The sequence below is a fragment of the Oceanispirochaeta sp. M1 genome, from assembly GCF_003346715.1.
Classification (GTDB): Bacteria; Spirochaetota; Spirochaetia; order DSM-2461; family DSM-2461; genus Oceanispirochaeta.
Map to the genome: position 1 here is coordinate 1 of NZ_QQPQ01000069.1, position 15367 is coordinate 15367.

Annotated in this window: 8 protein-coding genes; 3 read left to right on the plus strand and 5 right to left on the minus strand. The window is 38.4% G+C overall.

The annotated features are described in order from the left end of the window. Window positions 1–276: 276 nt before the first annotated feature. The 3 genes from DV872_RS24525 (at window position 277) to DV872_RS24535 (ending at window position 5554) form a co-directional block, all read left to right on the plus strand. Window positions 277–1482 (plus strand): radical SAM protein, encoded by a 1206-nt coding sequence (locus DV872_RS24525; RefSeq protein WP_114632612.1) that lies wholly within the window; start codon window positions 277–279, stop codon window positions 1480–1482. Between the two features lie 105 nt (window positions 1483–1587). Beyond that, window positions 1588–5133: a RecQ family ATP-dependent DNA helicase gene (locus DV872_RS24530; protein ID WP_114632613.1), complete on the plus strand. Its 3546-nt coding sequence runs from the start codon at window positions 1588–1590 to the stop codon at window positions 5131–5133. Continuing rightward, complete coding sequence (locus DV872_RS24535; protein ID WP_114632614.1) at window positions 5111–5554, plus strand: hypothetical protein; 444 nt, start codon at window positions 5111–5113, stop codon at window positions 5552–5554. Before DV872_RS24530 ends, DV872_RS24535 begins: the two co-directional genes overlap by 23 nt. 134 nt (window positions 5555–5688) lie before the next feature. Here the strand turns inward: DV872_RS24535 and tenpIN are convergent, their stop codons facing one another. The 5 genes from tenpIN to DV872_RS24560 form a co-directional block, all read right to left on the minus strand. Then, a complete protein-coding gene (tenpIN, locus tag DV872_RS24540; protein WP_114632615.1) occupies window positions 5689–6156 on the minus strand; it encodes a type III toxin-antitoxin system TenpIN family toxin in 468 nt (155 codons plus the stop codon). A gap of 424 nt (window positions 6157–6580) precedes the next feature. Further along, the gene (brxL, locus tag DV872_RS24545; RefSeq protein WP_114632616.1) at window positions 6581–8626 is read right to left on the minus strand and encodes a protease Lon-related BREX system protein BrxL; all 2046 of its coding nucleotides are present in this window, start codon (window positions 8624–8626) and stop codon (window positions 6581–6583) included. Next, window positions 8627–10969, minus strand: coding sequence for a BREX-1 system phosphatase PglZ type B (gene pglZ / locus DV872_RS24550; protein WP_114632617.1), 2343 nt, complete (start codon window positions 10967–10969; stop codon window positions 8627–8629). After that, window positions 10966–14418 carry an N-6 DNA methylase gene (locus DV872_RS24555; RefSeq protein ID WP_114632618.1) on the minus strand — a complete coding sequence of 1151 codons (3453 nt, stop codon included), beginning with the start codon at window positions 14416–14418 and terminating at the stop codon, window positions 10966–10968. The genes pglZ and DV872_RS24555 overlap by 4 nt, the downstream gene beginning before the upstream one ends. A gap of 9 nt (window positions 14419–14427) precedes the next feature. Further along, window positions 14428–15195, minus strand: coding sequence for a hypothetical protein (locus DV872_RS24560; protein WP_114632619.1), 768 nt, complete (start codon window positions 15193–15195; stop codon window positions 14428–14430). Window positions 15196–15367 lie beyond the last annotated feature (172 nt).

Genomic DNA, 15367 nt, shown 5'->3' on the forward strand with positions numbered 1-15367 from the left:
TTCTATTGGCGTAGAGAGCATCTTCTTTTTTTTTCTGTCAACGACAGGAACTTCATAAAGTCTTCAAATAATACTTCATCCTGTCAAGTTTGTGAATAATCCGGAAACGTCAGCTGGCGGGGAACACTATCAAATCCCTGAATCTCCATTTTCTTCACTTGGAGATGAATTGAGAAAACGATTAAACGGGGCCGGAGTTGTACTTTCATCAGATGGCTGCGTTATCACAGTATTCTGGAAGGATGACCGGTATTTCTCATTATCAGGAGGTGTTATGTGAATGTACTTCTCATTTCATTCGACCTTCAAAAAGCCGGACACCCTGAGTGTAACCTTGCAATGGGAACCTTAGTCTCATCCTGGAGAAAGACACTGCGAAAAGGCTCGGTGACTCATAAGAGCATCAATATTCTTTCTTCTTCATTCAATGTCGCAGAGGCAATAAAAAAACTTGAAATAGAAATGGATATTAAATCTCTAAACATCATTGCTTTTCAAGTAGCCATTTGGTCAGAGCAATATGTCATAGAAGCCCTCAAAATATTACCGGTAATCGGATTCACAGGAGAGGTAGTTCTCGGTGGTTATCAAATCACGGGAAGAGACACAAAAGATCTAAAACATATATTCCCTGATATTAGGTATTTTGTTCAGGGTTATGGAGAGTTATCCCTTGAAAAAATATTCGATGAAATAAAACTCGGGAACAAAGCAATTAAAGTGATAGAAAACACACATCTGACGAATCTACCATCGCCTTATTATGATGGATCGATTCCCCTGAATAGCTCAGTAAAAACAGTCAATATGGAAACAAAACGGGGTTGTCCTTACTCATGCAGTTACTGTGCTCATGATACGGTTCATAAACGCAGTATTATAGAAAAGTCTGTCTCGGATGCTCTGTCAGAAATTGATTTTCTTGTTCATTCAGGTATAACAAAAATCAATATAATAGATCCTGTATTTAACTCCGGATCAAACTACCTGAAAATAGCAGATAATATTGCAAAAACCCAATCCCCCACTCTCTTCTCAATCCAATACCGTCTCCAAAAAAAAATGAAAGCATTCCTTAAATTATGCCAGAAAGGGAAAATTTGTTTTGAAGTCGGTATCCAGAGCTTAGATCCCAAAGTTCTTCACAACATTAACCGATTTGATGATCCGTATACAAATATTGAATTGCTGCAAGAGTTGGAAGATCACGTCCCTTTTGAAATAAGTATAATTTACGGGCTTCCAGGTCAGACACTACAATCCTTTGAAGATACAATAGCAAGAATTCAATCCGTTACCCGTAATCCTATAAGGGCATTTCCGCTGATGCTTTTACCTGGAACCAGACTCTATTTAGAAAAGGAGAAATGGCAGTTCAAAGAAGAAGTAGATGAATATGGAATAACATATGTAATTGAGTCAAATAGCATGACTACTTCTGATTGGATGAAAATGGATTTGATTTCAAAGGAATTGAGTTGATTAATTGGCATTCTCTCAAAGATGATAAACACTCGATCATCTAAAAAAAGTAAACGATAATTCTAGAACCATGCTGTATTATATAGTAACCATAGTGATTCATAAATGAAAAAGTACACCGCAAACTATACAAATACAAATCATAATTTCGTACTCATGTTCACAGGAGGAGAAAGAACTCAATCAAAAACTCTTCCGGCTATCTATATTCTTAAGAATATTCTGCAAAGAGGAACACCCACTCTGATGTCATCTTTTCTTCAAAAAGATATAGGTTCACTCCACAAATCAGATACCTTTTCAGATGGATATCCTCTTATTAGTAATGATGTACCACAATGGCAAAGAATCATTCGCGGGGATCAAAAAAACAACTACTATCCTGCAAATGAGTTTTTCTATGAAATAATCCCTGAATATCTTTCAGACTATAAATTTATTCAGCAACTAATACTTCCTGAAGTATCAATCAATGAGATAACACAAGTCAATAACTATGAATTTAATAATCAGCAAGTAGACTTTTACTTACCTCAAGCTTTTTTAATAATTGAGATCGATGGTTCCCAACATAAAAATGAGAAACTTAAAGATTTAGAACGGGATACTTACACGTCTAAGTATGGTATTGAAACAGTACGAATAACCACCGAAGATCTCCAGAATAAAACAGCCCAATTCGTTCAGAGTATGGATCAAATAAAAACAAGAATTGAAACGGTCATGATTAAGCAGGATGAAAGAAAAGGTGAGGACAAAGATGCACAGCAATTCACAATAAGATCGTATAAAGAAGCTTTTGAGAAAGGATATAATGTAAATAACAAATACTATCTTGCAACTGCAGTGATCCGCTTTCAGATTCTAATATTGGAACTTCTTGAATATGACAAGCTAAATTTAAATCAAAAGATGTGGAACCTTGAAATAAGAGAACATGATATTGAAAATTTTGAAGAGCTTGCCATTAATGATTTATTTCTTTGGTTTAAACATATTCTCAGACTCCATAAAATTCCATTTGATGAACCTGAGGTAAGAATTATTAGAATAAACGAAAATAAACACTTCTCACAAAGTAAAGATCATACCCGAATTGATTTTAGTTTATTGAAAAGATATACCGATGAATTTCAATCCCATGAAAATACTGCCTTTGTCAGAACTGATTATTTTGATGACTACCTATACTTCAAAATGACTAACTCTGATAAGAGATTGGATTTTCACTCTTTTAAAAAATATGATTATTTTACTCTATCAAATACCAAACCATTGAAATATAAATTCAATTTTACCGAAGAGGATTCAGATGAAGAATCCTTGATATACTTATTATGGAATATTTTCATGCAGACAAGTTCAATAAATGATATTTCTGATTTTAAATTCAGGGCAGGTCAGCTGGCAATCATTGAGAATACCTGTTCCTTAACTGATACAATAGGATTACTTCCTACTGGAGGAGGGAAATCAGTTTGCTATCAACTTTCTGTAATTCTTCAACCCGCTGTTAGTATTATCATTAGTCCAATAAAATCATTGATGTATGATCAAGTTTATGACTTGAATGAATGTTATTTTGATAGGGTCAATCAGATAACCAGTGATGTTGATGCTGATGAGAGAGAAAATATTCAGGAATCTTTTTCCAAAGGAAAATACTTCTTTATATTAGTATCCCCTGAACGATTCCAGCAGAAAGGTTTTAGAGACTATATAAGTCTTATTAATACGACTTCTCACTGGGCTTATACTGTTGTAGATGAAGCTCATTGTATCTCAGAATGGGGTCATGATTTCAGACTATCTTATCTAAACCTAGCGAATACCATCAGAAATAGATGCAACAATGCAATCTTTCTTGGATTAACTGCTACGGCATCATTAAATGTACTTAAAGATATTCGTATTGAATTTGAGATTGAAGAAAATAATATTATTACGCCTCATTCATACACTAGAGATGAACTGGATTTTAAAATTATTGATGATAAGAGTAATAAGTGGAATTCATTAACAAAACTTCTTGAATCATATCAATCTGAAAAAAAAATGATCAAGAATGGTCTAATTTTTACACGGACAGTTAACGGTCCAACAGGGTGTTTTTCAATATCAGACAAACTCAAGAACTATTTAAAAATTGAAGTACCCTATTTCTCAGGGTCAGTGCCAAAAGTTAAAAAAAAGAAAGTCATGAATAATGATGAGTTCAACAAATATAAAAGAGCTGTTCAATTAAAATATAAGAAGAACCAAGTTCCACTCATTGTTGCTACAAAAGCATTCGGTATGGGTGTGAATAAAAAGAATATTCATTTCACAGTTCACTATGGATTACCTTCATCATTAGAAGCCTTATACCAGGAAGGTGGTCGAGCTGGTCGAGACAAAGAACAATTCATTCATGAGAAAGCTCATTGTACTGTACTTCTTTCAAAACCATCCCAGGAACCACAGAAGATATGGCGAAAAAATATGAACCTTGAAAAGTTAAAAGATATGCGAGATGAAAATGAAAATGCATTAGGGGATTTGAGTACATCACTGTACCTGTTAACAAGTAATCTAGAAAAAATAGATTCAGAAAGTAAATCAATTATGGAATTAATCGACATTCTAAAAAAACAGAACCCAGGCGCAGTTACTATTAACGGCAAATCATTTAAGTCTATTTCATCTCAGAGGGAATCTATTGAACGTCTGATATTCAGGGTATGTCAGTTAGGGATTATTGATGATTGGACCATTACTTCTTATTCTGGTGCCGGTATTTTTGAGGTCAATTACCTATTATACGACATCAGTACAATTAAAAGAAATCTACTAAATCTAATTCTAAAATATGAAAATGAAAATTTTTATGAAACGTTGTTATTCAATCAACCAATATCAAAATCAGAACTCTCTGATGATTATGTTATTTACCACAACATAATGAATCAACAAGGAATAGATGAGATTGAAAAAGTAGTTCGTTTTCTACTCCAATGGATATATAACCATTTTGTTTACAATAGGATTCAGTCTCTAAAAACGGTCTATGAGAGTTGCAGTGAATTCACTCAAAATAAAATTGACGCAGATGGTTTTAAGAAGCAAATGGAAAATTATTTCAAGTTTACTCATAACAGCACTACTCTCCAAGCCATAGCTAATAACCCAAATGAGTATGCTCTCTGGTTTGATGTTTTTTATAAAATTGAAGACAATAAGAAAATATCAGAACTTATTAACGAAGAGCAAATAGATGAATTGAAATCAAGTATTAGTAGATTTTTAGAAAGTTACTCTAGCAATACAGGATTAAATTTTATAAGTGGTCTTATACGTCTGATGCAAAATGATTTTGATGACAGGGATGGAAAACAACGATTAGACTCTTCATTTAGGAAAATTTACTCTTATTCAAGTGAAACTAGAATATGTCTTTTAAAAAACTTAATTTCGATTAATAGCCTGTTTAATAATCAAAATAGAGATATTTATATTGGAGTACTTATGGAAAACTTCTTTGATATAAAATCTCTTAAACTAATGGCAGAAGTACTTGATGATCCAAAAATAACTATAGAAGTATTAAAACTTGAAAATAATCGCTTAAAAAAAATCGAGGAGTCATTTTATGAAAGATTCATCAAAACTTGAAGAGTTGGACAAGACTATTTCAGAACTGGAATCTCAAACTCAAAAACTTATATCATTCTCTGAAGCGTATGAAAAAATATCCGAAATCAAAGAAGATATTCAAATAGCATTTGAAAAAGCAGATGAACAGAATAGCTTCATTCATGAACTGTCTGATAGATTTAATTCAACTATTAAAAATCTTAAAGAGTTCAATTTAGAAATGGACAATAACATCAGAACACGTCTTGATATTAATAAATCTGATCTACAATTAGAAATAAGAAATCTAGGAGAATCGCAGAATAAACAGAATAAAAAGCTATTATTTTCTATGAAAGAAGAATTGTCAAAACAAAACAGAAAACTGAACATAACTCAGATTTTGATAATTATATTAATACTATGTAATGGAGCTGTAATCGCAAATATGTTCCTTTAATTATTCATATAATATTTATTCAGGGAACTGATTATAGATGTTCATAACTTGAGATCAATCTCAAGAAATATCAATTATCTATAAGTTTCTTTTTAACTATACTTCTGAATTAGTATTTCAATGATTTTTTCAATCTACTCAAGTTCCAATTCTCCGATATAGTACTGTAAAGTAGATACTTCATAAAAGAATCGGTTCCTCTGTACATGCCTCTTGGAGTAATTTTTTTTATATTTCTGTACATAAGACTTCATCTCTTTTTCAATTAAAGATTTACTCTTTAGAATCACGACATGCTCATCACTATCAACCTTAATACGCTTCCCATTGATATCAAATGAATAATATTCAGAATCGGTGATAAGAACAGACTTTGAATAGTCTATTCCACGAAATTCTCCTGGGAGATCTCCTTCTTTTGTTTTAAGAGCATGTGTGTCCTTTCTATCTTTGATATGGGTTCGGAAAGGAATTGCAAATTCTGATCCACCGATTTTTACTCTAATCATGATATATGGACGGTCTGTTTTTTGAAGAAACTCCGGATATTTATCACAAGGATGATCATCAAAAAATTTTTTAGTGAGGGATATATAGTCCATGAAGGTATTCCTAATTACAAAAAAATAAGCCCCTGTTACCAGGGGCCTTAGGTCATCTAAGTGGACTTTCTTTTTTTACCATGCTCGTAGCCCTCCGAGCAGAACTTCAAGTTGAGTTTTCTTTATTTACCATGCTCGTAACCCTCCGAGCAGAACTTCTATATTTATTATCGTAAATATATCTATATTAGTCAAATGTATTTTGTCCAATCGAATGTATTTTATGAATATTAATTAGTAATCTATCAGTAATACAGTATTAAGAAATATAGTTATCTCGTTACTGTATAGCAGTTTAAATAGAACCTCAACCATATTAAATTTTTAATATTCTAAATATTGGACAAATCTATTCTTTCATTAATAGTGAAAACTCAAATTAAAGTTGTGAGAATGTCTCTATCAATTGATAGGGCTATACTTCCTACTCCACAATAGCCTTCAACAATGCATCTCTCGCATCAGAGTAAAACTGAATATCAACCTTTGTTGCCATATCATCGGATAGATCTATTAATTGGCGACGGCAAGCCACTGGTATCAAGACTGCTGTTGCTCCTTTCTCTACCCCTATTTCAACAATAGATACTGGATTGTGTAATGGCTCAATTGATCCACCAAGGTTAATCTCACCGACAATAATCAAACCACCCCGCACACTCTTTTTGAGTAAACTGGTGGAGAGTGCGATGAGAGATGCAACTCCTACTTTTGCACCGGATTTAGCAGCATCAAATGCTCTTAACTGTACGGTGAATTCATGATGTCTTGGATCTTTATCTCCTACAAGTTGAGCACTTCTGGAATAGAGATTTTGCTCAGCGAATCCCATACTTTCTTTAAATGCGGGAGGTACAGGCTTATTCAATATTTTTACTCCAGAACCAGGACCTTCGTTAACTTCTATACGATATAACCCTGGATGCTCATCCTGACCACCTGGACTAATAGCCCAAACTTGACCAGGTTCTAAGGGATCGCCTCCAATACTATTTTCACTCTGTAACTCAGGAGTCGAAACAAATTTCTCAACACCTTCGTCTTCAAAAGTATAACTGAAATGAGTATTTCGGAACTCTGCAGCACCAATTCGCTTTTGCTGTTCTTTTACCCTTCTTCTTGCTTCAAGAGCTAAACGAACAGCCCATTCAATATCTTCTTTGGAAACTTCTGAGCTATCTACGGGATAGAGTAATTTGAGAAGACCACTTACAGTCTTATTCACCGCATTGGTATCTCTTCCAGACAGAGATCCACCATAGAAAACGACATTCTGAAGATGGGCTAGTCGGCTTTGATTTCTTAATTGACTCCAACACTCAGAGAGGAAATCACTTACCAGACCAAAATGATCTGTCAATATTTCCTTAGATATCTTTGGAATATCCCAGCCTGGTAGAAAACTATGAATTCTATCCATAAATGCAGTATCGTCTTTCATCTCCGGTGGCATAGGACCAAATAAGTGGCCTATACGCTGTTGATGCTCCACATCTACTTCAAAATTCCCTACAAGTACGATGCTTCCATCTGCCCGGATATTTTCTTTTCCTCGGCTGAACTCTCCTGATTCCATATAGCCTTTCATTATATTGACGCCATCTTTTTGATCAAAGGAGATACCGGAAACTTCATCAAAGCAAACTACATCGTACTGGCATACCAATCCCCGTTGACCGCTACTATTGTTCACAAACATTTTCGCTACAGTTGCTTTACCACCGGATATCAAATGAGAATAGGGGGATATTTGTTGAAACAAATGACTTTTACCAGTTCCACGAGGCCCTAATTCAACCAGGTTATAATTTCGTTCTACAAAGGGAACCATTCTTAAAAGCATAGCATTTATTTGACGTTCAGAGAGTTCATTAGGTTCAATTCCAATAGATCTTAATAAAAAGAGTTTCCATTCTGCAGTTGTAAAGGCATTCCGAGCTTCCCCAAGAGAATTGAGAACGTCACGGCTTGACAACTGGATTTCCCGAATAGCATCAATCCCAAAGGGTCTCCCCCCTTTTTCCTGAGCAATTACAGAGTCATAGCTAATAGTGATTTCTGCATAGAAACCACCTGTGAGCATACGTTCATGTCGGTTAATTAAATCACCTTCAATTCGGGCATCATTCAATCTTAAGCTGGGAATGGCTGCCAGGTAACAATCGGATTTGGCATCCAGCCGAGCCGTGATAATATCGATTATCTTAACATGTCCTTTTTCCTTTGCACGTGATTTAAATAGCTCCTCTTCTCCTGCACGGACTGAACGGTCCTGAAGTTGACGCTGAACTATCTCCAACCCTTCAGCAATTTCATCTTCATCGGTACTTGCACAATACCTCCCGAGAAGAAACTCTACAACATAGGTAGGTACGGGGAATTGACGACTGAATTTCCTGACTAAGTCTTTTCGAACCAAATAGCCATCAAGTGCATCGGCTGCGATTCTATCAAGATTATCTATTACCATTTAAACATCCCCTCCAATTACCGTGGGCATCTGTGATACCATTTTTCCTTCTTTGTCTAGCAATACGAGATAGGCATCAACATTTTCCAGATCTTCATCCTCAACAATTACAGATGCCATACCATTGCTGTCAATTTCTTTTATTGAAAGAACAACAGAGCTTGAAGGTTCTCCTGCCTGTAGTCTGATATCCAGTTTAAGATTTTCTGTACTTTCTTCAACTGCGATTTTACACCTGAGCCCACGCCACTTAACATCTGTAATATTTACTGTCTTACTGCTCGATTTAATGGATGAGGATATATTTATTTCCGGTATATAACACTCCTGTAGCGAAATACCTCCATGTGAATATTCTAGACCAGCCTTATAGCAAGAAGCACCATCTGCCAGTGCAAAGTGCTTTGTACTATTCCAATACCAGGGGTAAAGTTTTACATCTGTAACTGCACCGGGTTTAATAGCAGCACAACGGCCCCATTTACTGTCGGTTAACGCAGCCGGTAATTCTATTTTAGAAAGCCCCTTCGGCATCAATAACCAGCCATGATCAGTTACCACTCGCACCGATGACCAGCCTGCTTTAAATAAAGCATCAATTTTTTCAGATACTTCCTGAAGCATTGTAGAAATGTGTTTAGCAAGTTTCCAACCACGATCATGGCCTTCATGATCAATATCCCCCAATTCACACCAGGCCCTGCCAATACCATGACCAGAATCATTTTTTCCAAGGACGGTCCATCCCTCTTCTTCTAAAAGCTTCTTAAAATGGTATCCACCTTTTAAGGATTGCCCGGAGTTAGATACTTCTGTCTCAAAATCAAAAGAATTATCTGAACCAGATACTTTTTCTTTTACAGGAGAAACAGCTACTTTCCCTGTGGCTGTAACTGTAGGTAAGGCAGCCCATTGCCCAGTGACCTTTATGGCATGGCCCTTGCGTTCCAGCATTTCCTCCAGGGTTTTTGCCGTATCAAAGCGTAATCCATCTACGAAGAGGACGCATAAACCCTCTTCAGACTGAAAGGAACTCTGAGTATCTTTAGTAACTCCCGGATATACAGAATCGAGAACTTGCTGTTGAAGGTATCGAGCTGACTGATCCAGCCATGTAGGATAGATGGACTTAACGGCTGATGCAATAGCGTCAAAATCGTCGGGTACACCGGCACATGATAAAGCGTTTAATACAGCTCTATCTACCAACCAGCCGCTTTTTTCATAGCCTTGTCGCAGATCTTCAAAAGAACCTGCAGCAAGGGGATTTGCCATATGTATCACCATTCGGGTGAGATATTTCAAGGCTTCTGCACAGTTGGCTTCACCCAACTCAGCCCACACAAGGTTTCGACGGTGTTTATGTACCTCTTCATACTGTACAATTTTCTCGGCAGCATGTTGGGGCGACTCATTTTCAAGCAACAGAAGGTTTTTTCGCAATTCTGCTTCTTGATCTTCGTTCCATTGAGGCCATCCCCCCATGGTTGAAGCATCGGAGAAAAGATCCATTGCTGGTGGTGAGCACTTTCTGATATTTTCTGGTATTAGAGGATAACGTTGAGGGGCTTCTCTATACCTGTCCCAGACCCCTTTCCAGAGACCTTCATGTTTTGCTAATTTTTCTGCTGCAGCCAAAACACCATCCTTAGAAGGATCAAAGGCCATTTGAGATTTACAAACTTGAACAAAGGCATTCCAGGGGGTATCACCTCTGGTCTCTTTAAAGCGAATAGAATCATTTATCCAAAGAAGAAGATCTTTTACGGGATCTCCCCCCATAAGTAGCTTATTGAAGAAATCCTTATCAAGTTGCTTACCCTGAAGAAGGGAAATATCCTGTTCCAATAATGAGGGTAAGGCTAATCTCATGGCATGCTTGGTTTCCGTATCCTGGGTTACATCTAAGCCAAGCCCTCCCTGATCTGATTTAAGAAAAGCGAGGATGGTCCAGTCCTTTGTACTGATTTGTGACCAAATGGCACCTCTATACTGTAGTTCAGCCAAGGGCTTAATTTCATTGGGGCACTCTTCAATGGCACGAAGGTCATGACGACTGTAACCGGGTAGATAGAGCATTGGAGTATCATTCTCTTTTATAGGGTATTCTTCAATCCCATTTTCAATGATACAGCGAAGCCAAATAGCCGGACCTTTTTTCTCCTCCGGTGTATAATCTCCCAAGATGAATAGTGATTTCAATTCTTGCTGGAGGTCAGGAATGATAGCACCCCACTGACTATCTTTATCTGGCCAGAGAATGCATGCAGGAGCAACTTGAACATCTGGATTATATTCAGAGGTTCTAATTATGCTCTTTTTAAGTTCATCAATTATTTTCATTCAGAATCCCTTGCTTTCCTTTTCTCTTCCAAAGTCAAATGATGCTCATTGATCCGATCACCCTCTTTTCCATCATACAAAGGCCCCAGACGATACCATGGTGCAGAGACAACATCTTTGCCTCGATCTTTAGTCCACTTCACATTGAACTTATCCCTTAAAATACCTGCGCCATTCTTACCAATATCCGGTACAGTCACAAAGGGGCGGACATTCAGCCGAACCCCATCATTCAGATCAGGGTTCCAGCCAACAGGCTGCTCTTCCAGGGGTTTCCATCGAACAAAAATATCGTAGGGTGCTTCACCTTCAGCAATAAGTTCCAATCGTTTTTTTAATTGCTTGGCAGCATCCAGTTTTACCTGGGCACCATCTACGCCATTTTCCACCTCGGCTGTTTGGCGACTGATCCAGTCGCCTAGATAGGTGTAGATTAAGGTTTCCAATTGTTTTGCATCGAACTTGTGGTAGTTCACCAGCACAGAGAAACCATCTATGAGACCATCCCAGATGTGCCAGATAAAGGGGCGATTGCCGAACATCCTGCAATGTTGAGTGAAAAACTTATCACGTAACCAATTCTCAAGTTTCTTTCCATTATAGCCAACTGATCCAAGTAGCTCATTCAATACACTATTATCCCATTTTTCCCCATAAGAAGCTTTAAGCATATCGAGCAAACGATCCTCTGCGGCGCCCTCTCCTCGAACCGATGGAATACAAACAATACCATCCTCATCTGCCAGAGGAAGCAGCTCTGCACACTGCTCTACCAGTTCACGCTGTTTATCAGCCAGCTCCATCTCAGAATCCAGTTCTGCAGGCCATTGATAGCCGAGAAGACGTGCTACTGCAACTTGTAGTACTGTGTCGTCGATACGAAGTGGTACTGAAGCTGTCCACTTAGAGTCCTCATCCCAGACCACTGAACCGCAGGGGTGACCGTGAAAAATCCATTGTGTTGGATCGTTGGAGTAAGGTTTTGGGAGACCGTTGGGGTATTTTTCGATGGCGACTTTTTGCCAATGGTCAAGGTTAAAGGGAATTTTCAGAAGCGTTGCTGGTGTTACTCCAATTTTTTGGTCAAATTTTCGAACATCCTGACTAAATGACTTGTCATTTGTATAACACCAAAAGGGTACAATGACTTTGGGATCACCAGGACACAAGACAGCTGTATTTTGATCATAAAATTCACCGGTATAAATAGTTGATGGTAAGTGAGCCATTCTACTTACTGCAATCCCAACATTACCATATGTCAAATTACCTAAACCGGGTCTCAACATACCTTTGCCACCAGATTTCCAATTAATAACAGTTTCACGACCAAAGTAATGCAAATGTTGATTAACTGCCGTTTGTAAAAATTGCCAATTTTTACAAACTTCAAAAATCTCCCAATATTTCCTCAACCATTTATCATTATCACCATTAACAATACCCCTCTTACTTACTGCATAGTCCGATATTTTTTTTATTGATGAGTCTATTTCATCGATAATAACAATATGATCTGGATTGTTTAATTGTTTTTGTTGATCTACACTTTTCACTTCAGTGGTGACAAGCTTATTCGCCTTTACATCTGCAGATTTGTATTCAGAAACATCAATACCACGTATAAAATTTTTCTGACTATCACCCCAAAGTTCACTATATGCAACTTGTCCACCATTACTAATTGTGATCAGTTGAACATTGAAGTCATACATAGGTGTAGTAAAACCTTTTGCACCCAATCTTACAATAAGGTTCCATTGATCTTTTATTAGAAGTTTCTCCCTAAACTTTTTATATCTTCCTAGAAATAACCAATTCTGTGGTAAGACTATACTTGTAGTCCCTCCTAATTGACAGTACTCAATACACCGCTCTAAAAAAACAGTCGCTAAATCATGCTTTGCACTTTCATATTCTGTATTACAAAAATCCTGAAGGATTTGACATTGTTTTCCGTTTCCTAAATAAGGCACATTGGTTACCACCCAGTGATACTTATCCGCCAACATCATCGCCGCTTTCGCAAGCCCCTGAGCTACAACACCAACCTCGTGCTGCTCTTCACCCTCTTCCTGCTCCAGTGCTTCAGTGAGCATCTGTGAGAGCTCATCCCACTCAATAATTTTAGAGGCATCAGAACGAGCAGGGTTAATGAGACTTCCCAGAACAGGAGCATCCTTAAAGGTGTCATACATCCACTCAAGAGCAATGCCAAGATTTTTCTTCTTACCGAAAGCAAGTTTTTTCCATTCATCCTTGGCAACACTCACCGCCAAACCACTACAGGCAATATTCATCTCAGGTAGTGGACGAAAACCTTTAGCACCGGGGAATGTCCAAGCAGCAAGTGCTACGGCAAAGGCAGCCAGTTCCACACAGCGGCTGTCCAGTTCCAAACCATGAAGGTTTTGGCTCAGCACTGCATCAATAGCCTCTTTGGCGGTGAGGTTCTCCATCTCCATACGGAGGGGAACTAACATCTGTAGCACACTGACTAAAAAGTGGCCGGAACCACTGGAGGGGTCGAGCATTTTCAGTTCAGCTAAGCTCTCAGGCCATTTCTCAAAGAAGCCCGATGCAGGAGCCCATCTGCCCTCTTCATCCTGTACAAATCGAAGATACTCAAGTGGTACACCATCAATAGAAGCCTTTTCACGAAGCTCCGTTTCAGAGGTGGCAGTGGTCCAGTCGGTTTCTGTCAGTCGTTTTCCCGCCCACCATGCACCAAGGGCATTGTCCAACAGAAAGCTCACCATATAGGGTTCGGTGAAGAGCTGTGTTACCGCAGGTAGTTCACGAGCACCAATTTTTACTTCACTGGCGTTGACCTCTTCCTTGCGTTTCGCCTGCCAGAACTGATAAACCCATCCCAGAGAATCAGAGGCGGTAAACATCTCTTTGGGTAGATTATTGAGAATCTTCTCAAGCTTCTGCTCCTGTTCGGGAGGAAGCAATAATTCAAAGGCAGGAGAATCAGTTCGGAAAATCTGAGGAAGCATAGCTGTAGCCAGTTTTGCTGCCAGTTCCCAGAGAGAGGGCTGGCCGTTCACCCCCTGTAGCTGCCACTCATGGGCAACATCAGCGTCTTCTGCTAGGTCAGAACACTCCCCAAGGGTAACGGAAACCCCATCGTACATCAGCAGATTGTTTTCAGCGAGAAAGCGGGCAAAGAGCATGCGGTGCCACTGCTCGTAAGCAATCTCTTCCCGGAGTCGGATAGTTTCCTGTTGAGCATTGGGCTTACGTTCATCACCCAGCTGTCGTCCGTGGGTGCGGAGACGGCGACGCAGATCTTTATCATCTTCAGATAAGTGATCATAGGTAGTAGGTTCTCCCACACCAAGCTGGTCCAGGGCTGCAGATACAGCAGCTTCTGCAATGGTACGGGCTTGTTTTACTGCTTTTTCAAGGTCGTTTCGCAGGGATTTGTCTAAGGGGTGTTTCATTGTCTCTCCTTAACCAATTACCACAGGGCCATCTTCTAAGGCTTTGAGCAATTCAGCTTTTACTTCTTCCATCCAAGCATCGATATCCTGTTCTGTTTTCATGGTCCTTGAGGGAAGAATGACTTCCCGTGCTTTGGGTTCCAACTCTTTTGCAGCCTGCATTTGAGCCTGTTTATACCGGTTAGGTAAAGCAGCTAACTTATCCTTCAAAGATTCAATGGAGGTCTCTCCAAGGGAGGCGAGAATTCTGGAAGTATCTTCTAAATTTATTTGAGGCTGTTCTCCCTCAAGAAGACTTAGATTCCTTCGAATTTTATGCTTATCTTCGGGGTCCAGGGAATTGAAATTATCATCTCCATGAAGTTGGGATTCACCGTCCTCCCAGGTTTGTTTCCATTGGCTCTGTATGCCATTCAATTCACTGCGAAGCAAATCTGTATAGCCTTTAATCAAAGGATTCATAGGGTTAGGCTCATCTATCAATTGCCTCTTTTCCTTGAGAGTCTCTACTTGTACATCCAAAACCTCAGAATCAGGAATACCCTGAGCTTTAAACTTGAGTTTCTCAAGAATCTGCCAGTCATTCCAACGTTTCTCAATGGCTTCTGATCGAGCTTCCCATTGTTCAATTTTTATCTCAAAATCTTCTATAATATTGAATATGGCCAGCAATTGCTCATTGCCTGCAGGTGTGAGGCGTATTTCTTCCAGATCACGCACATCTGGAACAACAGGCCGTGGTGCTTCTCCTCCGGCTTTTTCTGAAAGACTTTTCATCTTATCCAGAAATTCCCGGCAATATGCATCGTATTGGTCCTGTGGCGGAATATGTCAACATAGTTGAAGTGTGCTCTTTGAAATAATGATAAAATTTAACTGGCGAATTTCCTTTCTTTTTCTGCTTTTATTTTAATCCTTGTATCTGCAGATGGATTTAGGTAAACAACGT

What these genes read in the sequence shown, in the direction of transcription:
- DV872_RS24530 (WP_114632613.1), top strand. Translation starts at nt 1,588, where the DNA reads ATGAAAAAGTACACCGCAAACTATACAAATACAAATCATAATTTCGTA.
- DV872_RS24535 (WP_114632614.1), top strand. Translation starts at nt 5,111, where the DNA reads ATGAAAGATTCATCAAAACTTGAAGAGTTGGACAAGACTATTTCAGAA.
- tenpIN (WP_114632615.1), bottom strand. Translation starts at nt 6,156, where the DNA reads ATGGACTATATATCCCTCACTAAAAAATTTTTTGATGATCATCCTTGT.
- brxL (WP_114632616.1), bottom strand. Translation starts at nt 8,626, where the DNA reads ATGGTAATAGATAATCTTGATAGAATCGCAGCCGATGCACTTGATGGC.
- pglZ (WP_114632617.1), bottom strand. Translation starts at nt 10,969, where the DNA reads ATGAAAATAATTGATGAACTTAAAAAGAGCATAATTAGAACCTCTGAA.
- DV872_RS24555 (WP_114632618.1), bottom strand. Translation starts at nt 14,418, where the DNA reads ATGAAACACCCCTTAGACAAATCCCTGCGAAACGACCTTGAAAAAGCA.
- DV872_RS24560 (WP_114632619.1), bottom strand. Translation starts at nt 15,195, where the DNA reads ATGAAAAGTCTTTCAGAAAAAGCCGGAGGAGAAGCACCACGGCCTGTT.